Consider the following 19133-nt stretch of genomic DNA (forward strand, 5'->3'; position numbering starts at 1 on the left):
TTACTTTAAATGAAACAAAAATGTTAATGGCTCAATCTGAGCGATCCAGCGGAAGTGAATCGGGCAGAGGATAAATCGGCACGTTCTCCGCGTCTTCCTTGCGTTTTGCACGGGAAATATCGTGGCGAGCCTGCATTTCCAGCAAGGCTTCAGGCGTGGTGCTGATGGCTTTGGCGATCTTGATAGCTACCGCTGCCGTCAGCGCGGTTTTACGTTTGATCAGCCTGTCGACCAGCACGGGTGATTCACCGATGTCATGCGCCAGCCTTCCTTGCGTCACATTCAGCAGTTTTAAAAGGCGCTTTATTTCATCGCCTGGATGGGGTGTCAATATCTGCGTCATTTCAAATCCTTAAGTGATTATAACGGAGTGAGAAGGGTAATTTCTTTGTGTGTTAAGTCGTGTCAAAGTGTGCGAACTAATCCGCAGGTTCTTGCCGCCATTTTTTTACTTTGGTATCCCTTAAAGGCAACAACATAAATCAAGAGCAACGGACATGACCGACACCTTAAAGTATGACCTGACGATCCAGCATCTGGAAAACGGCTATACCCAGCTTAAGACCCCGCTTCACTGGTCTCTCTATGATGAGAACGGCGAAATCATCAATGCCGGGGTAAACGGTCATTCTGAGTTTCCGATCCCCTTGCCGGTTCGTATCAAAATCGAAGGCCGTCCGCGTCAAACCGTGGGCAAAGCAGGCATTAAATCGATTCTTCGCGCAGGTGAGCGCGATCAGGACAATGCGGAGTTCGTTGAAATTGAAACGCAGACCGAAAACGGCGGCTTCAATGACCAGCATGAAATCCTGTTCTGGAAGCTGAAAGATGTGATGCGTAATTTCGCCCCGAATGATGGTCGTTATTCTTTGAGCCTGAAATACTGGCCGAACGAGGAAGGTGAAGCAGGGGAAACCCCTGAAAAGGAATCTGAGCTGGTCGAACCGAATGATGTTCAGATCGCCTCGCTCATTGCCTTACTGAATATCATGTCTCGCAACGATTAACGGATCGATTATGGATGTCGTCATTAATGGTGTTCACTTCAGCCCAAACGCGCGGGAAGTGTCAAAAATCGGTGTGGCCATTACCACCTATAATCGACCCGATACGCTCGCCAAAGCGCTCGAACATCATCTGAAATATCTTCCTGGCGGCGCGAAACTGGTTGTGGTGGATGACGGGTCAACGATTCCCGCGATTGTGCCTGAAGGGATCGAACTTATCCGGTTCGACGCTTCTCGTGGCATCGTTCAGGCGAAAAACGCCAGCCTTCGCGCCTTGCTCGATGCAGGCTGTGAAGAGCTGTTTCTGTTTGATGATGACGCCTGGCCGATTGTTGAGGACTGGCATCAACCTTATATCGATTCCCCTGAACCGCATCTGTCTTATCAGTTTCTGGATCTGGCCGTTAACATCAAATTGCGGGATCTCTCGGTTCTCTATCAGGATGATAAGCATATTGCTTACACCGGTCAGCGTGGGGTGATGCTCTATTATCACCGCAGCGCGATTAATGCGGCGGGTGGGTTCGATCCGATTTATCAGCGAGGCATGTATGAACATGCTGATCTCGCGCTGCGCATTTATCATCGCGGGCTGACCAGCTGGGCGTTTGCGGACGTGGTAGGGTCAAACCGGCTGATTTATTCCCTCGACGAACACATGAACATCAAACGCTCTGTGAATCGTGTCGAACGCGAACAACAGGTGAAACGGAATGTGGGGATCTACAATCACCGCCGCGAAACCGAATATTCGGGATTCGTGAATATTTACGATCGCCATAACGTTGTCATCACCAATTTTCTGACCGGTTATCCCGATCCGCAGCGCAATCGCCATTTTGACGTGGATCCGGCCTTACTGGAAAAGTGGTCGACGTCAATTCGAGGCGCGCGCGCGGTTGTACTCGCGGACCAGCTGCGCGACGCACCGAAAGAGGCGATGCTGTTTCCGGTTTATGAATCGAGCATGAATGTCTACTTCCTGCGCTGGTTTAACGTCTGGCAATATCTGCGCGATCACCCTGAAATCGAGAAGGTCTGGGTCACTGATGGAACGGATGTCGAAATGCTTCGGGAACCGTGGGATCAGATGGAACCCGGAAAAATTTATGTCGGTTCTGAGCCGAAAACCTATGCTGACTCCTGGGTGGCGAAACATCATCCAGAACCGGTTTATCAGCAATTTCTGGCGGCACATGTTCATGATGTGATGCTTAATGCCGGTTTGCTGGGTGGATCGCGTGAAGATGTCATGATGTTCGCGCACAGCATTTTGCGGATTTATTCAAACGTCGAATCCTCAAATTTCTGGGACAAGCGCAAAAAGCCGTATGCGGTCGGCGATATGGTCGCTTTTGGGATCGTCGGGTATCGCCATTTTCATCGTCTGGTTTTCGGGCCTCGGGTTCATACCGTGTTTAAAACGAATGGAATAGGAAAGGATTTCGCATTTTGGATGCACAAATAAAGTTTGCGGTCGTTGGGCATCATTCACGGAAATATGTCGCTGAAAAACTCGCCGTGAAGCTTGATGCCATGCTGTTTATGGATGAAGAGAATCACGGCAGTAACTGGAACCATCGGCGCGTGCTGGAATGGTCGGCTGAACAAAACGAGCGTGTCATTGTTCTTGAAGATGATGCGTTACCTGTCGCTGGGTTCGAATATCAGGTTTATCACTGGATAGATCGTTTTCCTGACAATATCGTGAGTTTTTATCTCGGAACTGGCAGACCGCCGCATAAGCAGCTTGAAATGGCGATGCGGCTCATCGATTCCGATAAACAACGACTGGATTACATCATGTTTTCCCATTTGTTTCATGGTGTCTGTTATTCGGTTCCGACCCATTATTTGCCGCGTATTCTCGAAAACTGGGATGAGCGAAAGGGAGCAGATTCCGCGATCACGGATAAGTATAAAGGCCGGGTGATTTATCCCGTTTATTCGCTGGTGGACCATGCCGATTTATCGGCGGTTGAGGTGCATCCTGATGGCCATCCTCGCCGTGAGCGTCGAAAAGCCTGGCGGTTGTTCACTGGGGGTGAACGTTGGCCCGATTAACGACGCTGAAACCCAGACTGAACAGCCTGAATCCACATCGGCTGAAAACGATGAAAGTCGCCGATAAACGGATAACCGGCGTCACGCTTCAACAGCGTCGGCTGAAAGTCTGGCAACGTGACCCGCGCTGTGTGATGTGCGGCAAACTGACCGAATATCCGCACGGGTTCGAGCTGGATCATATTATTCCGCTCTATTTAGGCGGCGAAGATGTGATTGAAAACACCCAGATCCTCTGTTGTGGTGATGAAGGCTGTCACAAGAAAAAAACCATGCAGGACATGAAAACATGAAATCTTATTCAGAATTTGAATTTATTGATGACGTTAGCGAAATTCTTGATCAGGTTGAGCAAGATACGATCGAAATTATTCGTGAAGAGGGCGATCCCGTCATGATTATTTCACGGAATGTTTACGATATGTTTATTCATGAACTCGCGCATATGATTCGTTAACCGAGGTCATTATGATCTTTACTACGGCTGATCGCATAGTGGGTGGAAAAGTTGACAGTTCAGGTGTGATCCCGCTTGAAATCTGGACTGGCTTTTCTGAGGCCGGTAAGGGTAAGGCGGTCACACCTGTTCCGCCTGCACCCGATGATATTAATCTTTTAAACCCACAAACCGATCCGCGCGTCACGTATTCTGGTCCAGCTCATCTTTACTGGTCTGATTCAGGTGTGTTGATGAAGTCGGATGAGAATGACTGGCCGCTTGAATTTAAAAACGGTGAGCCGGTCGGTCGTAGCCTGCCCGAACCTCAAACCACGAACTTTCAAGAAAACTGTCGCGCCGTGGAAACGTCAGCGAACGTGATTGTCTCAACTGGCTCATCCCTGAATGTTGATGCGACAGGCGCACCGGATGGCGGCGGAATTTGTCTTGTCCCGGCCATCTCTGAATACTATCTGGTTTCACAGGATGTCAACGGCATTGATCTCCAGCCTGGCACGGCTTATTCATTAACGGCTGACTGGACGCGACTCGTTTTTGCCCGAAATGTTTCCACCCAAAGCCGGACGCGAATTTGGTTAGGACGTGATCTCGATAATTCTTCCGGGATTCCGTTTGTTTTCCTGACGCAAACCAATGCAATGAATAATGGTAATTACGTGTTTTCGTGGTTTGCGCGCGTCGCTGATGCGTCAAATTTTCATGCTGGCATCGGACAAATTGAGAACAGCAATTATCCCTATTCGACGTCGCCGATTATTAATGAAAGCGATGTTCAGGGCGAAAGGGCGGCTTCTTCAGTAACCATCGCTAATCAGGGCAATTCGCAGGGTCTGGCGCTGATTTATGATGACAGAATGATTTCAGTCATTCCCTTCAGCGGTGAAGCGTCGATTTCGTTGCCGTTTGCCACCTGGAACTGGAGTGAACGCTATCTTACCCGAATTAAGTTTCTGAGCAATATCCCAGATTTGTCGCCCATCGATATGACGGCAGAAACGTTAGATTCTCGTGTCACTTATACGGGTCCGGCACATACTTATCTGGATCAAGCCGGGAATCTTGCCACGAGCGCTGAAAACGAATGGCCGCTTGAATATGTTAATGGTCAGGTGATGGGTCGCCACGAACCCGAACCAAGTACGACAAATTACGCGATTGATTCGGCTATTACCGATCTTGCCCAGGTTGGCACGAATGCCAGCTGGATGTTCCCTCAGGGAACCACAATCACTGTTTCAGATTCAGAAGGGAGTCAGTTTCCCATTATCAATTCTGAAAGCCTGAAAGTCTTTGTAGGGGTCTATAACGAAACGAAGGGTGCGTTTCTGGTTCCTGACACGAACCCCAACACGGGATCAGACTGGTCACGCGTGATTCTGCCTTTTACGAACGATATGGCTTCAGAACTTCGCTTTTATACCCAGCGCGAAACCACGACCAGTTATCTTTATGAGAAATGTCCAGCCGTTCCCACAGGTTCCTTTGTTGCGTCTGTTTATCGCAAATTGACGTCTGAGAATATGCAAGCTACCGCGCCGCAGATTGAACCCGGAACCGTTCCGACTTCACCCATCTTCAATGGTGAAACTGAGCAGAACACCCGGAAAGCGGCAAAAGCGATTGTGACGAATCCTGGCCTCGCAACACAAATTCAGATCGACTATTCCGATAATTCAAGAGCGATAGTGTCGTTCACGAATAATCAGGCCGTTATTCCGTTCTCTTCGCTGGCATGGTCGTCACGCTATATCACCACCATTCGTTTCTTATACTAACGAGGCACTATGTCGGACATTAAAAACTTAACGTCAGATCCCGTTCAGATAACGGATGGCTCCAATGGTGCTCATATCACAACATTGATCGGCGCGGTTATGTATGCCGATTCAGCATCCAGTTCTTACTGGCATATGCTCCGATCTGATGTTCTCGAAATTCGTCCGCCCACGGTGATTTATATAAAAGCGAAATCGCCAGGTGGGGCGAGTATTGTAGTAACCACATGGTCTGAATCTTAGATTCTTAAGATTCAATATTTTCATAATGTTGAGGATTAATAATATGTCTTTATTCGGTAACTCTAAGCCTTTGGATCCTGCAAAGATTCCAGATCTTTTGAACTCTATTGATTCTGGTGACCTCACATCGGTTCACCGACTGACTTCAAAGAGTGGCGATAATTTTCTGCTTGTACCTGAAGAAAAAGTTAAATCATTTTTTAGTGACTTTCATTCTGCAATTGAAGATGTTCAAAACAAATTTCAAGAAGAGATTAGCGGACTGCTTGTTAAATAATCTGATTTTAATTTAAACCCTGAATTGATTTATATATCTTGAGGAAAAAATCTATGGGATTTTTTGATACATTGAAAGACCTTCCCGCTGAGGAAGCGCAGCAGATTTTAGATCTTATTCATCACAGGAACCCACTCTTCGGTCATCGCCTCACTTCAAAAAGTGGTGATAATTTTCTATTAGTACCTGAAGAAAAATTTAAAGATCATCTTAATGCATTCCATACCGCGTTGAATGCGTTTTATAACGACTATGGCTCACCTGATAAAGGTTGACTCAATCAATAATTTTATTTCGAGTTGAATTAAATCAACTGATTTGAAATTAAATAATAAAATCAATCACTTAGGTGGTTGATTTTTTTTGTGCCCAATAAGTGGGGGGGGTAAAAAAAATAGTAATGTCAAGTCTTTTTAAACCTCGCCCCCAATCACTTAAATTTTTTTTTTCGTTCTGACAGGTGATCTACCTTGACTTTTAACCAGTAGATCGTTTTCAGGTATCTGTTTAATCACCCGACTCATGAGGAGGGTAAATGAGCGACCTACCGATATTTTTGCCCGCCCCGGATGTGGCCACCATGACAAGTCTTGAGCTTGTTGGTTTCATCAATGATGTCCGGGCGAAAAAAGCAGAACAGGAAGGGAAGACGTTTCCTTGTAAAAATTTCCCTGAGTTACTCCATAAGAATTTCATCGCTAAAGTACCGAAAGTGCTCGGTTTATCATCGGCTAAATTTTTAGCCGATGATACGTTCACAACGGGTAAGGGCGCAGCCAACACCCGCAAAATCTATAAATTCCCCCGTCGCGAGGCTTGTCTGATGGCAATGTCTTACGATTATGACGCTCAGGCGCGCGTTTTTGACCGGATGGACGAGTTAGAAGGGCGAATAAATGTCAATTTTATGGACTTTTCAGCCTTTAAAACCATGACAATCGCTCAAATGCAAACGCGCGTCACGTTAGCTGAACGATATTCGTTTGAAGAACATGGTCAGAAAGGAAGCGGATTAATGCAGTTAAGGAAAAAGGAAAAACGTCAGATTCGAAATGCTGAAGATGTCGTGAATAAACTTTCTCAACTGGAATTGCCTGGCTTTGAAATTGAAATGCTGGAAGAAGTATGACAACGATTGAAAAAAATCTTCCAAAGCAATTAACAAAACTGTGTTTCGACAAAACTCCACTTCAACTCGAAGTGTGCGAAAGCATTTTTTATTTTCACCTCCACTAGTCATCAAGTCGGGAATGAAAGATTTTCGACGATTGCTTATTTCACGCGAAGCAGTTTGCAAAAAAACAAACCACTCAAAAAGAATGAGCGATAAAATAGAGTCTCCTTTAAAAGGAAAATCAGTAATTCATCAATATACAGACCTTAAGGACATGCAATATGAAGAAAATAATGCTTATTGGCTCTTTTTTTGCTGCTGTTTCGTTCTCTGGCCTTGCTCAAGCGGTCGATTGTCCGGCTCCTGATACCGTTGTTTCTACCCATATTGAAAAAGATTCTGACGGTATTTCAAGCATGATTTACTGTTCACCTTCCTCTTCAGAATGTTCCTGGAAAGGATTCGATCCTTTTGCCACCGAAGGACATAAAGTGGTATCGCTGACCAGTGGCAGCATAGCGACCGAACACAACGGCTTAACGTATTGTGATTACAAGCTTGATTCAGGTGATCAGATCCGACTTTCTTTGTTAAAGAAATAACTATTTATTTTTTATAACATATTTCCTAAATCCGCCTTTATGGCGGATTTTTATTTTACATAGAAATCTAACTTCCCGGTTTTGAAAAAATACGGGTGATCATCTCATGAATTATCTTGAATTTATCGAAAGCAATATTGCGTCCGAACTCCTTCGTCTCGGATTCGATAAGTCAGCGGCGAGTGCTGGCGCGCGTGAAGGTGTCGCCTTTTTTCAACGAGCAACCTCATCAGGCAAAAAGGGCAAAATATTCGAAGATTGCCTTTCTCACGCGAAATTATTCGCCAAAAAACACGATTCAAAGAAAAAATAACGCCAAAATTCCCTAATCTCTTCAAAAAGTAAGGAGAATTACCCCATGTTTAAGAAAATAATGCTTATTTCAATCCTGTCTTTTGTTTCTTGTGCTGCCATTGCGGCGGAAGTGAGGTGTCCTTTGCCTGAAAACGTCCGCACCAATGGGAAAGTCCAGATTGAAGACGGGATCCCCGGTTTCATTTACTGCTCTCCTTCCACACTGGAATGCAAATGGAAGGGCATTGACCCGATCTCTGATGAGGCAAGCCCAGTCGTTTCTGTGAATAATCCAGGCAACAAGGCTACCCAACATAACGGGCTGACGTATTGTGATTATACACTGAAAAACGGTTCACAAATCCGTATGGCTTTAGAAAAATAAATGTAGAAAGAGACATCGTTATGCTCACCACAAAAAAAAGGAATTTTGCCGAACACTGGATGAGTGGTAATAATAAAACTCAGTCCGCCATTAAAGCCGGTTACAGTGCGGCAAGTGCAAAATATAAAGGTCACGAGCTATCAAAGGATAAAGACGTTCTGGAATACATTGAACGCATTAAGGCGATGAATCCCGCGCCAGCTCCTGCGCCTGAGCCGGTTCCGCAACCTGTTATCCCGCAACCGGCGGACCTTCCTGAAGAGGTGTCTGAAGATCCGCCTGTTCCTAAACTCGTCACCTCGAAAAAGATTAAAGATCCTCTCGTGGTCCTTGAGATGATCATGAACCAGCATCTTTACACCGATCCGAAGCTGGCAATGGATGCCGCCGCGAAGCTTGCGCCTTATGTGTCCGCTAAAGTCGGTGAAACCGGGAAGAAAGAGGCGAAGAACATGGCGGCGAAGAAGGCGGCAGGGGCTTTTTCAGCCATGACACCGCCTAAAATTGTCGTTAATAACGTGATTTAGCGGTTAAAACAACCTCAGGGGCGTCCTTTTCCTGCTTAAACTGGCGAAGATAGTCCCCCATTTCCTTAAAATCACCGCCCAGCTTTTCCATTAAACCGATCAGTTCCATCTGATGGGCGAGGGGGAGCGGACGAAAGAAAAGCCCAAGTGTAAATTTCACCAGTTCAAGCTGGCGCGTCAGTTCTTCGGTCGTTTGATAATCTTTGTGAAGCGTAAAGTTTTCGATTATTCGGCTCGATCGCATTTTCAGACATCCTCTCGCTAGGTTTTGAGAACTTATCGATTACCTCGACCTAAAGATTCTCATTCCGAGCTTATTTTAGACAAAGGTCTTCGATGGAATGGCGTACCGATTGCCCTGACTGGGCCGAACGATTACTGAATAAAAAATCGATCATCCCTCCGCCGATTTATCCTGAAACGGCTGAGATTGCGCTTAACATTTTCAAAAAACTCCGCGTGTCAGATCTCCCCGGCAAGCCCACCTTCGGGGAATGTTGCGATCAGTTCATCTTTGATTTCGTGAAAGCGATCTTCGGCGGCTATGACGTTGAAACCGGGTTTCAGAAGATCAGAGAATATGGCCTTCTCATCAGCAAAAAAAACACGAAGTCGACCATCGCCGCAGGCGTAATGATGACGGCCCTGATTTTGTGCTGGCGCGAGGATGAAGAACACCTGATTCTGGCTCCGACGAAAGAGGTGGCGGATAACAGTTTTAAACCGGCTGCATCGATGATCCGATCCGATGAAGAGCTGTCAGATATTTTTCACGTTCAGGACCATACCCGCACCATTACCCATCGGGTGAATCGCAATTCCCTCAAAGTGGTTGCCGCCGATACCGATACGGTGTCCGGTAAGAAGTCCGGGCGGGTGCTGGTGGATGAATTGTGGATATTCGGTAAACGCGCTAAAGCTGAATCGATGTTCATGGAAGCCCTGGGTGGTCAGGTTTCCCGAAATGAAGGATGGGTAATTTTCCTCACCACGCAAAGCGATGAACCTCCCGCCGGTATCTTCAAACAGAAGCTCGATTACTGGCGCGATGTGCGAGACGGGATCATTAAAGACCCCAAAACGCTCGGAATTTTGTATGAATTCCCGCAAGACATGATTGAAAGCAAGGCTTACGAAGATCCGAATAACTTCTATATCACCAATCCGAACATCGGACGATCGGTCAACCGTGACTGGCTTGAAGGTGAGTTTAAGAAGTACCAGCACAAAACGGATGGCACATATCAGCAGTTTCTGGCCAAACACCTGAACATAGAAATCGGCCTTAACCTGCGAAACGATCGGTGGCCGGGTGCGGATTACTGGGAGTCCCAGCAGGATGATTCAATCACGTTCGATTCCATCCTGAAACGTTCTGAAGTGATTTGTGTGGGTATCGATGGCGGTGGCCTGGATGACCTGCTGGGGCTGACAATCGTCGGACGCGATAAGCATTCGCGCGAATGGCTTTCATGGTCGCATGGTTGGGCAACCCGTAAGGCGATCGAACGACGCAAGAGCGAAGAGAGCCGTCTGAATGATTTCGTTGCCAACGGTGATTTCACGATTATCGATGAAGTCGGCGAGGATTTTGAACAAATCAGCCAGATGGTGATGCAAATCTTCAATGCTGGCCTCCTCGATAAGGTCGGAATGGACCCAGCGGGGGTGGGCATGTTGCTCGATGCGATGGTTGAAGCGGGCCTTCCTCAGGATTCCATCATTGGCATCAGCCAGGGCTGGCGTCTCGGAGGCGCGATTAAGACCACTGAACGCAAGCTTGCCGAAGGCACACTGATCCATGCGAAACAACCGCTGATGAACTGGTGTGTCGGGAACGCGAAAATCGTCACCTCAAGTAATGCCACCCTTATCACCAAACAGGCGAGTGGGGTGGGCAAAATCGATCCCCTGATGGCCTTGTTCGATGCCGTATCACTGATGGCCCTTAACCCCGGACCCACGAAGAAAGATTACGGGGTTTTCTTTATCTGAGGCTTGATCGCCTCGCTTTGAGTATATACAATGTATATATAAAATCGAGATGAAGACTCAGGAGCTAGCATGAAACACGAAGAATATCAGATCCGCGACCTGGCTTTGCTGGCATCGCAGAAAGCCCATGTTGAGGCGATTCAGCGCTTAATGGTTTCTCTTCAGCAGGAACTGCGCTCAGCAGGCGTTAAAGGATCAGCTGACGCGATGCATGAGCTGAATTCTGTTATCCAGCAGCATGAGGATTCACTCAGCGCCCGATTTGATGAAGCGTTTTTTAATATGATTTAACCTCCAAGCCGCGAAAGCGGTTTTTTTGTGTCTCGCTTCCGCTCGCTTTGATCCGTTAAATATCTGTCAATCACCGACAATCTGAATCTTTAAGTGAAAACCCTTGCAATGTAGATACAAAGTATCTACTATGTATCTCAAGGTTTGGCGATATTCGCTATGAGTTAGCAATAAGGTTAGATTATGTCTGTGTTTATTTTCCTCGTGCTTTATTTTCTTCCGACTTTTATCGGGATCCTGCGTTACCGCATGAACATCTGGGCGATCATGCTCACCAACATCTTCTTCGGTTGGACGTTCATCGGCTGGGCGCTGGCGCTGATCTGGGCGGTTAAATCGGATGAAGTAGACCGTGCCAGACATGTTATTAATGCGTTAGAAAAACGTAAAGACTGAAAACAAGCCGCGAAAGCGGCTTTTTTTATGCCTTTAATCGCATGGATTATGATTTTCTGGCGTAAAAAATTTGCGAGAATCGGGTTTTTTTTACTAAAACGGCAAAAAAATGAAAACGTCTGATCTCTTAATTAATCTCGTCGCGATGAGACAAAGCGGCGAATTCAGTCCTGATGAAGTGTTAAGCAATATTGGCGTCAGGCATGGCCGATCGATAACAGTTCCGGTGATGGGCTTCATCGTTTACCTCGATTGCGAATATCGGGAAGAAGACCTTCCCCCTTATATCCGTCCCTATACATTCGATTCGGAATCATTCTGGGGATAAAGAAAAAGGAGCCGTTCGGCTCCTTTTTTTTATTCCTTGTAGGGATTGATATTATAAAGGTTGCAATGATTGAGATAGGTTTTCAGTGCCTCAGCGCCATTAGCAGGAATGTCGACTTCATAAAATGCATAAAAGCAAGACATCGCGCGCATTTCTTCAAAGTATCCAACATAAAAACCCGTCTCTTCTTCAATTTCCACGCGAGCAACATGATTATCGATGGTGTAATAACGCACGCCATCCACTTCTTTATATTGCGGGCCTGACAGGCCGAAAAATTTTGAGAAAATCTTTTTAATTTTCATGTGTCAGCAAAGATGTCCTTGAAAGAAATGAAGGAAAAGGGCGAACGAATCGCCCTGAAGATTATTTAAAGTTAAGACTGGAAAAGAACGCTTTCGGGATGACCGGGCGACCATGATAAAGACAGGTGCAGGTAAATACCGCCTCCGCCGCAATGGTTCCATCGAGAAACATCTTCTGAACCATGTTGATCCGATTCGGCTTCGCGTGCTTCTCCGCCTCACAGGTCACAACAACCGTTTCACCCCGACGAACACTTTTCCGGTATTTCAGATTGTACTCAAGAACCACATACATCTGGCCTTGCTCAAAAAGCTGTTCGATGTCAACGCCCATTTCTTCATAAAGATAATCATGGCGCGCCCATTCGAAATAGAACGGGTAATAAAGCCCGTCCATCACGCCCTGAAAATCAATGTGTTTGGGATCGACTTCATAACTTTTTGAGAACATAGCGACTCCTTTACGTTTTCAAGAAACAAAGCAGCATGACGGTTATGGCCAACACTGCGATCGAGATTGAAAAACGTTTGATTTCTTCCCGTTGGTGAACGGGAAGACGGAGATTCCTTAAATTTTGGCCTTTCTTTGTTTTTATCAACGGTTTGTCCTTCTGTGAAATCGCGCTTTAACGGCGAGACACAGGCAGGTTATCAAAGCCTTTGATCAAAAAATTCACAATCTAAGCCCGCGTTCGGGCATCCACTCGCTGAGGCTCGCGTGATGAATAATCAACGCGCCGTGAGCCTGTTACAGCTGAAAGCCGTTAACGAGAACACCCGGCAAATTACCGGCATCGCAACGACACCCACGCCCGATCGTTATGGGGATGTGGTGATGCCGGACGGTGCTCAGTTCAGTTTGCCGATCCCGCTTCTCTGGCAACATGACCACCTTTCCCCGATCGGTGAAGTCACGTCCGCGCGCGTGACGGATGAGGGGATAGAAATAAAGGCCCAGCTCGCGCGGGCTGATGCCCCAAGCCAGCTCGCCGCGCGTCTCGATGAGGCGTGGCAGTCTATCCGGCTCGGACTGGTTAAGGGGTTATCGATCGGGTTTCGCCCGATTGAATACGCCTTTATTGATGATGGCGGGATCCGCTTTTCATCATGGGAATGGTACGAACTTTCTGTTGTGACGGTTCCGGCTAATGCAGAAGGCACGATTTCAACCGTGAAATCGATCGATCAGGAGCTTCGCGCCGCGTCAGGCACTTCCGAAGCTTCCCAAAAACAACTTCCAAAAGTTGTTCACCTTAAAACCCCCGCTGGCGCTTCAGCACTGATGACCAAATCCATCACACCCAAGAGTAAAAAAATGAACGTAGGCGAACAAATCAAATCGTTTGAGACCAAACGCGCGTCTCTTGACGCCGAACGCGCGGAAGTCATGGAAAAGGCTTATGCCGAAGGCCGCACCCTTGATGCGGAAGAAACCGAAAAATATGACGAACTCAGTGATGAAGTGAAAAGCATTGATTCGCATCTGGGACGACTGCGCGATCTGGAAGCTCAGAAAGCCGCCAGTGCCAAACCGGTTCAACCCGCAGCAGGCGGCGATGTGGTGAACACGACCAAAACTGTCCAGGCGCCAGCTGTGATCCACGTCGAAAAGCAGCTTGAAAAAGGCATCGGTTTTGCCCGTATGGCGAAACTGCTGGCCGCAACCAAAGGCGTGAAATCAGAAGCGGCCTATCTGGCTAAACATCAATACCCTGATGATGTAAAACTTCAGTCTGTGATGAAGGATCTCATCAGTGCGGGGTCTACTTCTGATCCAAACTGGGCCGGTAATCTTGTGACCGTGCAGGATTACACCGCAGATTTCATCGATTTCCTGCGTCCCCAAACCATCATTGGCCGTTTCGGTGCGAATGGCATCCCCGGTTTCACCCGTATTCCGTTCAACGTTCGCATTAAAGGGCAGAACTCAGGCGGTGCGGCGAACTGGGTGGGAGAAGGGAAGGCGAAACCGCTGACCAGCTTCGACTTCAGCCAGATCACCTTAGGGTTCACCAAAGTCGCCGCGATTGCCGTCCTGACCGATGAGGTGATCCGCCTCTCCACGCCATCCGCTGAATCGCTGGTTCGCCAGTCGCTGGCCGATGCCGTGATCGAGCGCCTGGATAAAGACTTTATCGATCCGACCAAAACGGCGGTTGATGGGGTTTCGCCAGCATCCGTTACCAACGGTGCAGCTTCTTCGCCTTCAACAGGTATTCCCGATCAAGATGCGAACATTGCGCTGTCTGTGTTCATCGATGCCAACCTGTCGCCAACCGGCGCAGTGTGGCTGATGTCCAGCACAACCGCGCTGACGCTTTCTCAGCGTAAAAATGCGCTGGGGCAACGTGAATACCCTGACATGACCATGTTCGGCGGTACGTTCAACGGCCTGCCGGTGCTTGTGTCTCAGTACATCGATGATTCGCTGATCCTGGTGGACGCCCCGAACATCTATCTGGCTGATGATGGCGGCGTAGCCATCGACATTTCAACCGAAGCGTCTCTGGAAATGCAGTCCACCCCCACTCACGATTCGCTCACCCCAACCCCGATCGAGCTGGTGAGCATGTTCCAGACGAACAGCGTCGCGGTCCGTGCCGAACGCTGGATCAACTGGGCGCGTCGTCGTGAAGCGGCGGTTTCCGTTGTGACCGGCGTGGATTACAGCGTCACCGCTGGCAGCTAAGGAGAAGGGCGGGGTTCACCCCGCCCACAATTATGATTCAGGTTCGCTACTTAAAAGCCACGCATGACAGTTTCGCCGGGGAGAAGAAATTCATTCGCGGCGATCACGCCCTCATCCTTCAGATGGGTGGTTTCGTTGAAATCCTTCCCACCCTCGAAAAAACCATAAAGCCACGCAAATCTAAAAAATCAGCGAATGAGGTTTGATAGATGTTCAATTTCCTCCGGCGAAAGCCCAAAGAAAAATCTAAAGCCCTCCATTCGCTTCATGCTGGGGCATGGAGTCGGGTTCTTGAGCCTTTCGGCGGAGCATGGCAACGCAACATTGAAATCAGGCTGGACAGTGTTTTAGCGTTTCCGGCCATCTTCAGCTGTATTTCGCTGATCTCTGCCGATATTGCAAAGATGCCCGTGGCCGTTAAGCGTCGCCAGTCTAACGGGGTGTGGGTGAAGGTGAACAATCCAGAACTCACGCCACTCCTTGAGAAACCGAATTTCTATCAAACCTCCATGCAGTTCTTTGAACTCTGGATGATTTCAAAGCTGGCACACGGAAACGCGTATATTCTCAAACTTCGGGATGAAGCGGGGCGCGTGCGCCAGCTGCGCGTGTTAGATCCGCGTCGTGTGATCCCCTATATTTCCGATGATGGTGAAATCTTCTATTCCATCCTGACCGATGAGCTGAACGGCTTGCCAGGTGGGCTTTATGTCCCAGCTCGTGAACTGATTCACGATCGCTTCAACACTTTCTTTCATCCGCTTTGCGGACTCTCACCCGTCTATGCCTCTGGGCTGGCTGCGATCGGCGGTGAGGCGATGTTACGAAATTCCGCACATACCTTTAAGAACGGTGGCAAGCCTGGCGGGATCATCACTGTCCCCGGATCGGTGGATGCGGATAAAGCGCGCGAGATTAAAGATAACTGGAACGAAGGTTATACGGGCGAGAATGCAGGTAAAACAGCCTTGCTTGCTGATGGCGCGGCTTTCGTCGCCGTGGCGCAGACCGCGACGGATTCGCAGCTGGTGGAACAGCTCAATCTGTCGAATCAGCTCGTGGCGTCAACCTTTCGCGTCCCGCTCTATAAAATCGATACCGGTCAAACCCCGTCTTATAACAACATCGAGGCGCTTGAGCAGGCGTATTACTCACAGTGCCTTCAGGTTCATATGACGGCCATAGAAGGCCTGCTTGCGGATACGTTCGATTTGAACGATCAGACCTGTGTAGAGTTCGACCACAGCCGTCTTCTGAGAATGGACACCGCCGCGCGATATAAATCCTATGGCGACGGCATCGGAGCCGGTTTCCTTGCCCCGAATGAGGCGCGCATTAAGGAAAATATGGATCCGGTTGAAGGGGGTGATACGCCTTATCTTCAGCAGCAGAATTATTCACTGGAAGCGCTGGCGAAACGTGATGCGCAGGATAATCCCTTTTCCTCAAGCTCAGGATCTTCATCGATTAATTCTGATGATGACAGCTCTGATAATAATCCACCCGCCTCGAATCAACCTGATCCTAATCAACCTCTTACCGAAAATGAAGCTGAGAATGTTCGCGCCTTAATCCTTTATTATGAACATAGCGAAAATAACGAGAATGAAATGATTTCAGAACGCGAAATGTCATTAATAAAAACGCTCGGTCAGTCGACGCATGAGATTATTAAAGAAGCCGTCGATAATATTCGGGATGAATTTCAACCTCACCTTGAAGATAAAGATAATACGATTGCTTATCTCAATAAAAATCTTCAGGAAGCTTACGAGATCAATCTTAAATGTCATACATTGCTGACCGAACATAAAGAACTCGTGCTTGACCTGAAAAAAGAAGTGGAAGAGATCGAAAAGAACGCTGTCGATGAATCTGCCATTGCCTCGATGGTCTATGCGATGATTGAAATTCCAGATGCGCCGGAATTACCCGATATTCCCGCTATCGTTAAGGACGCGGTGTCGCATATCCCGATCCCGGTACATGAACCGTTACCGGATATAGCGGAAATGGTTCTGAATGCGGTGCGTGTTGCCCGTGAAGGTGATCCTTCGGCTGAAGATATTGCTGAAATGGTCCGAAAAGCCGTGGGTGAAATCGAGATCCCGAAACCTGAACCCGCCATTCCGCCTGACATTGAGGCGATTATTGATCAGGTGGTGGAACAATTTGTTCAGCCCGAACCCGAACCGCTGCCGGACATTAAAGCGATGGTCGAAGAGGCGGTGTCTCGCATCACGATCCCTCAGCCCGAACCCTTGCCCGATATTGGTGCAATGGTGAAATCAGCTATCGAGGCCATCCCGATCCCTCAGCCTGAGCCGCTACCGGATTTCGCTCAAATGATAGAGAAAGCCGTTTCAGAGATTGAGATCCCTCAACCGGAACCGCTGCCTGATGTGGAAAAGATGGTGAATGCAGCGGTTGATCGCATTGAGGTTTACCAGCCTGAACCGTTGCCCGATTTCTCGGTGATGGTGAAAGAAGCGGTTGATCTTGCCGTCGCGGCGATTGAGTTGCCGAAGCCTGAGCCGCTCCCGGATTTTAAAACCATCATCAAATCGGCCATTGAGAACATCAGGTTACCGGAACCTTCGCCGCTGCCGGACATTCCGGCCATGATCAGTGATGCGATTGAGGCGTTCACCCCACCTGAGCCTGATGTGAAGGCCATCGCTCGCGAGGTGATGAGGCAAATTCCGGTTCCTGAGATCGAACCCTTACCGGATTTTGCATCGATGATTCAAAAAGCGGTGAGTGAAATTGATCTTCCTGAACCTGAGCCGCTACCCGATATTCAGCAGCTGGTGGAAGAGGCGGTGAAGGGCATCGACATCCCGATCCCTGAGCCGAAGCCACTACCAGATATTAAAGCGATGGTTAAGGAAGCCGTGTCGTCTATCGCGATCCCGCAGCCGAAAGACCCTGAGCCATTGCCCGATATTCAGCAGATGGTGGAAGAAGCAATGAAGGGCATCGACATCCCGATCCCCGAACCTCAGCCACTGCCGGATATAAAAGCAATGGTCCAGGAGGCCGTGTCCTCTATCGCGATCCCTCAACCTAAAGACCCCGAGCCGTTGCCTGATATTCAACAGCTCGTGGAAGAGGCGGTTAAGGGTATCGACATCCCGATCCCCGAACCGCAGCCACTGCCGGATATAAAGGCAATGATTCAGGAGGCGGTGTCCGCTATCGAGATACCCAAACCCAAAGATCCTGAACCATTACCCGACATTGCGAGGCTGTTAGAGCGTGCCGTGTCTGAATACCCGATGCCTGAACCCGAACCCTTACCGGATATTGAAAAAATGGTGAGAGAAGCCGTTGCTGCCATCGAGATCCCTCAACCGAAAGAACCAGAACCGTTACCTGACATTGCCGCGCTCGTCGCCGGTGCGGTTGCCGGTATTCAGTTCCCGGACCCGGAACCGATTGAGCTGCCCGACTTTGCCAAAATGATCGCCGAAGCGGTTCAGAACGCCGTCGCCGCGCTGCCTGCACCTGAACCGGGTAAGGGTGAGGACGGAAAAGACGGCCTTCAGATCGAGGTGTTACCTGAAATTAACGTCAATAAGAGCTATCCGCGCGGAACCTATGCCATTCATAACGGCGGATTATGGCGGGCTTACCAGAAAACCTCAGGTCTGAGCGGATTTGAATGTGTGGTGAACGGGCTGAATGACATCGATGTGAACGTTGAAGGGGATCGTCACTTTACGGTTCGCATGAGTAAATCAAACGGCGAAACCGAAGAGCGGGATTTCACTCTTCCTGTGATGATTTACCGTGATGTCTATCAGGCTGGACAGACCTATTACCCTGGCGACTGCGTGACGTTCGGCGGTTCTATCTGGCACTGCTACGAAGAAACCGATAACCGGCCTAACGATGTCGGTTCAACAGGCTGGCGGCTCGCCGTTAAAAAAGGGCGGGATGGAAGGAGCAATTCATGATCGCCTTCGTGACGCTTGATGAGGCGAAAGCGCATCTTCGCATCGATCAGACTGCCGGAGATGATGAGCTTCAGCAAAAAATCTATTCGGCCAGCGCCGCCATTCTGGATTACATCCAGAGTTCGCGCGATCTGCTGGTCGATGATAATGGCGCGGTGATTGAGGGAACGAACGAACTCGATCGGGTAAAGATGGCGACCCTGCTTTTAATCGGCATTCTCGATCGTGTGCGAAATGGGGAAGAAGAAACCACTTACCATCAGGGTTATCTCCCGTTTACCGTCACCAGCCTGATTTATTCACTTCGTAAACCCACGATTGTTTAAGGAGGGGTCATGGCCTGCGCCGGATGTGCTGCGCGTCGTGCGTGGCTTAAAAAAATGGCCCGTTTAGCTTATGAACGCACCTTTGGAAGAAAATCT

General features: G+C 48.5%; 24 protein-coding genes. 20 read left to right on the plus strand and 4 right to left on the minus strand.

Going from position 1 to position 19133, the window contains the following annotated elements; genetic code table 11:
* Window positions 1–31 precede the first annotated feature (31 nt).
* Window positions 32–343, minus strand: coding sequence for a HigA family addiction module antitoxin (locus tag C1Y41_RS04440; protein WP_104084893.1), 312 nt, complete (start codon window positions 341–343; stop codon window positions 32–34).
* A 154-nt stretch (window positions 344–497) separates the two neighbouring features.
* Here C1Y41_RS04440 and C1Y41_RS04445 point away from each other — a divergent pair, with 154 nt between their 5' ends.
* From C1Y41_RS04445 to C1Y41_RS04495, 13 genes are all read left to right on the plus strand, one after another.
* Window positions 498–1007 carry a hypothetical protein gene (locus C1Y41_RS04445; RefSeq protein ID WP_104084894.1) on the plus strand — a complete coding sequence of 170 codons (510 nt, stop codon included), beginning with the start codon at window positions 498–500 and terminating at the stop codon, window positions 1005–1007.
* A 10-nt stretch (window positions 1008–1017) separates the two neighbouring features.
* Window positions 1018–2475 carry a glycosyltransferase family 2 protein gene (locus C1Y41_RS04450; protein WP_104084895.1) on the plus strand — a complete coding sequence of 486 codons (1458 nt, stop codon included), beginning with the start codon at window positions 1018–1020 and terminating at the stop codon, window positions 2473–2475.
* Entirely contained in the window at window positions 2457–3071 is a 615-nt protein-coding gene (locus C1Y41_RS04455) for a hypothetical protein (RefSeq protein WP_104084896.1), read from the plus strand. Before C1Y41_RS04450 ends, C1Y41_RS04455 begins: the two co-directional genes overlap by 19 nt.
* The gene (locus tag C1Y41_RS04460) at window positions 3059–3364 is read left to right on the plus strand and encodes an HNH endonuclease signature motif containing protein (protein WP_104084897.1); all 306 of its coding nucleotides are present in this window, start codon (window positions 3059–3061) and stop codon (window positions 3362–3364) included. Before C1Y41_RS04455 ends, C1Y41_RS04460 begins: the two co-directional genes overlap by 13 nt.
* Window positions 3361–3528 (plus strand): hypothetical protein, encoded by a 168-nt coding sequence (locus C1Y41_RS19995; RefSeq protein WP_158249861.1) that lies wholly within the window; start codon window positions 3361–3363, stop codon window positions 3526–3528. The genes C1Y41_RS04460 and C1Y41_RS19995 overlap by 4 nt, the downstream gene beginning before the upstream one ends.
* A gap of 11 nt (window positions 3529–3539) precedes the next feature.
* Complete coding sequence (locus C1Y41_RS04465) at window positions 3540–5306, plus strand: hypothetical protein (RefSeq protein WP_146065223.1); 1767 nt, start codon at window positions 3540–3542, stop codon at window positions 5304–5306.
* Window positions 5307–5592: 286 nt separating this feature from the next.
* Window positions 5593–5826 (plus strand): hypothetical protein, encoded by a 234-nt coding sequence (locus C1Y41_RS04470; RefSeq protein WP_104084899.1) that lies wholly within the window; start codon window positions 5593–5595, stop codon window positions 5824–5826.
* A 53-nt stretch (window positions 5827–5879) separates the two neighbouring features.
* Window positions 5880–6101: a hypothetical protein gene (locus tag C1Y41_RS04475; RefSeq protein WP_104084900.1), complete on the plus strand. Its 222-nt coding sequence runs from the start codon at window positions 5880–5882 to the stop codon at window positions 6099–6101.
* A gap of 260 nt (window positions 6102–6361) precedes the next feature.
* Window positions 6362–6955: a Rha family transcriptional regulator gene (locus C1Y41_RS04480; protein WP_104084901.1), complete on the plus strand. Its 594-nt coding sequence runs from the start codon at window positions 6362–6364 to the stop codon at window positions 6953–6955.
* Between the two features lie 266 nt (window positions 6956–7221).
* Window positions 7222–7542: a DUF3757 domain-containing protein gene (locus C1Y41_RS19835; protein ID WP_146065224.1), complete on the plus strand. Its 321-nt coding sequence runs from the start codon at window positions 7222–7224 to the stop codon at window positions 7540–7542.
* A gap of 106 nt (window positions 7543–7648) precedes the next feature.
* Window positions 7649–7855 (plus strand): hypothetical protein, encoded by a 207-nt coding sequence (locus C1Y41_RS04485; RefSeq protein WP_104084902.1) that lies wholly within the window; start codon window positions 7649–7651, stop codon window positions 7853–7855.
* A 45-nt stretch (window positions 7856–7900) separates the two neighbouring features.
* On the plus strand, window positions 7901–8221 hold the full coding sequence (locus tag C1Y41_RS04490) for a hypothetical protein (RefSeq protein ID WP_104084903.1): 321 nt from the start codon (window positions 7901–7903) through the stop codon (window positions 8219–8221).
* 20 nt (window positions 8222–8241) lie between these two features.
* Window positions 8242–8748 (plus strand): terminase small subunit, encoded by a 507-nt coding sequence (locus C1Y41_RS04495; RefSeq protein WP_104084904.1) that lies wholly within the window; start codon window positions 8242–8244, stop codon window positions 8746–8748.
* Here the strand turns inward: C1Y41_RS04495 and C1Y41_RS04500 are convergent.
* Window positions 8732–8992: a hypothetical protein gene (locus C1Y41_RS04500; protein ID WP_104084905.1), complete on the minus strand. Its 261-nt coding sequence runs from the start codon at window positions 8990–8992 to the stop codon at window positions 8732–8734. The two genes, C1Y41_RS04495 and C1Y41_RS04500, sit on opposite strands and share 17 nt — an antisense overlap.
* A 92-nt stretch (window positions 8993–9084) precedes the next feature.
* Here C1Y41_RS04500 and C1Y41_RS04505 point away from each other — a divergent pair, with 92 nt between their 5' ends.
* From C1Y41_RS04505 to C1Y41_RS19840, 4 genes are all read left to right on the plus strand, one after another.
* Window positions 9085–10743 (plus strand): terminase large subunit, encoded by a 1659-nt coding sequence (locus C1Y41_RS04505; RefSeq protein ID WP_104084906.1) that lies wholly within the window; start codon window positions 9085–9087, stop codon window positions 10741–10743.
* Window positions 10744–10812: 69 nt separating this feature from the next.
* Window positions 10813–11034 (plus strand): hypothetical protein, encoded by a 222-nt coding sequence (locus tag C1Y41_RS04510; protein WP_104084907.1) that lies wholly within the window; start codon window positions 10813–10815, stop codon window positions 11032–11034.
* A 183-nt stretch (window positions 11035–11217) separates the two neighbouring features.
* Complete coding sequence (locus tag C1Y41_RS04515) at window positions 11218–11430, plus strand: superinfection immunity protein (RefSeq protein WP_104084908.1); 213 nt, start codon at window positions 11218–11220, stop codon at window positions 11428–11430.
* Between the two features lie 109 nt (window positions 11431–11539).
* Window positions 11540–11758, plus strand: a complete 219-nt coding sequence (locus C1Y41_RS19840; RefSeq protein WP_146065225.1) for a hypothetical protein — start codon at window positions 11540–11542, stop codon at window positions 11756–11758.
* Between the two features lie 29 nt (window positions 11759–11787).
* Here the strand turns inward: C1Y41_RS19840 and C1Y41_RS04520 are convergent, their stop codons facing one another.
* The gene (locus tag C1Y41_RS04520; protein WP_104084909.1) at window positions 11788–12063 is read right to left on the minus strand and encodes a hypothetical protein; all 276 of its coding nucleotides are present in this window, start codon (window positions 12061–12063) and stop codon (window positions 11788–11790) included.
* 61 nt (window positions 12064–12124) lie between these two features.
* Complete coding sequence (locus C1Y41_RS04525; RefSeq protein ID WP_104084910.1) at window positions 12125–12514, minus strand: acyl-CoA thioesterase; 390 nt, start codon at window positions 12512–12514, stop codon at window positions 12125–12127.
* Between the two features lie 270 nt (window positions 12515–12784).
* On the opposite strand from C1Y41_RS04525, the gene C1Y41_RS04530 reads away from it, so the two are divergent.
* The 3 genes from C1Y41_RS04530 (at window position 12785) to C1Y41_RS04540 (ending at window position 19037) form a co-directional block, all read left to right on the plus strand.
* On the plus strand, window positions 12785–14752 hold the full coding sequence (locus tag C1Y41_RS04530; RefSeq protein WP_104084911.1) for a phage major capsid protein: 1968 nt from the start codon (window positions 12785–12787) through the stop codon (window positions 14750–14752).
* Between the two features lie 209 nt (window positions 14753–14961).
* A complete protein-coding gene (locus C1Y41_RS04535) occupies window positions 14962–18711 on the plus strand; it encodes a phage portal protein (protein WP_104084912.1) in 3750 nt (1249 codons plus the stop codon).
* Window positions 18708–19037 carry a head-tail connector protein gene (locus C1Y41_RS04540; protein ID WP_104084913.1) on the plus strand — a complete coding sequence of 110 codons (330 nt, stop codon included), beginning with the start codon at window positions 18708–18710 and terminating at the stop codon, window positions 19035–19037. Before C1Y41_RS04535 ends, C1Y41_RS04540 begins: the two co-directional genes overlap by 4 nt.
* Window positions 19038–19133: the final 96 nt, after the last annotated feature.

Origin of the sequence: Pantoea sp. ICBG 1758 (assembly GCF_002928325.1) — a bacterium.
In the GTDB taxonomy this organism is placed as follows: Bacteria; Pseudomonadota; Gammaproteobacteria; order Enterobacterales; family Enterobacteriaceae; genus Pantoea; species Pantoea eucrina.

Bases quoted from the DNA above. Each gene is read 5' to 3' on its own strand.
- C1Y41_RS04510 (WP_104084907.1), top strand. From the start codon at position 10,813: ATGAAACACGAAGAATATCAGATCCGCGACCTGGCTTTGCTGGCATCG.
- C1Y41_RS04505 (WP_104084906.1), top strand. From the start codon at position 9,085: ATGGAATGGCGTACCGATTGCCCTGACTGGGCCGAACGATTACTGAAT.
- C1Y41_RS04500 (WP_104084905.1), bottom strand. From the start codon at position 8,992: ATGCGATCGAGCCGAATAATCGAAAACTTTACGCTTCACAAAGATTAT.
- C1Y41_RS04475 (WP_104084900.1), top strand. From the start codon at position 5,880: ATGGGATTTTTTGATACATTGAAAGACCTTCCCGCTGAGGAAGCGCAG.
- C1Y41_RS04440 (WP_104084893.1), bottom strand. From the start codon at position 343: ATGACGCAGATATTGACACCCCATCCAGGCGATGAAATAAAGCGCCTT.
- C1Y41_RS19840 (WP_146065225.1), top strand. From the start codon at position 11,540: ATGAAAACGTCTGATCTCTTAATTAATCTCGTCGCGATGAGACAAAGC.
- C1Y41_RS04480 (WP_104084901.1), top strand. From the start codon at position 6,362: ATGAGCGACCTACCGATATTTTTGCCCGCCCCGGATGTGGCCACCATG.
- C1Y41_RS04485 (WP_104084902.1), top strand. From the start codon at position 7,649: ATGAATTATCTTGAATTTATCGAAAGCAATATTGCGTCCGAACTCCTT.
- C1Y41_RS19995 (WP_158249861.1), top strand. From the start codon at position 3,361: ATGAAATCTTATTCAGAATTTGAATTTATTGATGACGTTAGCGAAATT.
- C1Y41_RS04450 (WP_104084895.1), top strand. From the start codon at position 1,018: ATGGATGTCGTCATTAATGGTGTTCACTTCAGCCCAAACGCGCGGGAA.
- C1Y41_RS04535 (WP_104084912.1), top strand. From the start codon at position 14,962: ATGTTCAATTTCCTCCGGCGAAAGCCCAAAGAAAAATCTAAAGCCCTC.
- C1Y41_RS04530 (WP_104084911.1), top strand. From the start codon at position 12,785: ATGAATAATCAACGCGCCGTGAGCCTGTTACAGCTGAAAGCCGTTAAC.
- C1Y41_RS19835 (WP_146065224.1), top strand. From the start codon at position 7,222: ATGAAGAAAATAATGCTTATTGGCTCTTTTTTTGCTGCTGTTTCGTTC.
- C1Y41_RS04540 (WP_104084913.1), top strand. From the start codon at position 18,708: ATGATCGCCTTCGTGACGCTTGATGAGGCGAAAGCGCATCTTCGCATC.
- C1Y41_RS04445 (WP_104084894.1), top strand. From the start codon at position 498: ATGACCGACACCTTAAAGTATGACCTGACGATCCAGCATCTGGAAAAC.
- C1Y41_RS04515 (WP_104084908.1), top strand. From the start codon at position 11,218: ATGTCTGTGTTTATTTTCCTCGTGCTTTATTTTCTTCCGACTTTTATC.
- C1Y41_RS04495 (WP_104084904.1), top strand. From the start codon at position 8,242: ATGCTCACCACAAAAAAAAGGAATTTTGCCGAACACTGGATGAGTGGT.
- C1Y41_RS04520 (WP_104084909.1), bottom strand. From the start codon at position 12,063: ATGAAAATTAAAAAGATTTTCTCAAAATTTTTCGGCCTGTCAGGCCCG.
- C1Y41_RS04490 (WP_104084903.1), top strand. From the start codon at position 7,901: ATGTTTAAGAAAATAATGCTTATTTCAATCCTGTCTTTTGTTTCTTGT.
- C1Y41_RS04525 (WP_104084910.1), bottom strand. From the start codon at position 12,514: ATGTTCTCAAAAAGTTATGAAGTCGATCCCAAACACATTGATTTTCAG.
- C1Y41_RS04465 (WP_146065223.1), top strand. From the start codon at position 3,540: ATGATCTTTACTACGGCTGATCGCATAGTGGGTGGAAAAGTTGACAGT.
- C1Y41_RS04470 (WP_104084899.1), top strand. From the start codon at position 5,593: ATGTCTTTATTCGGTAACTCTAAGCCTTTGGATCCTGCAAAGATTCCA.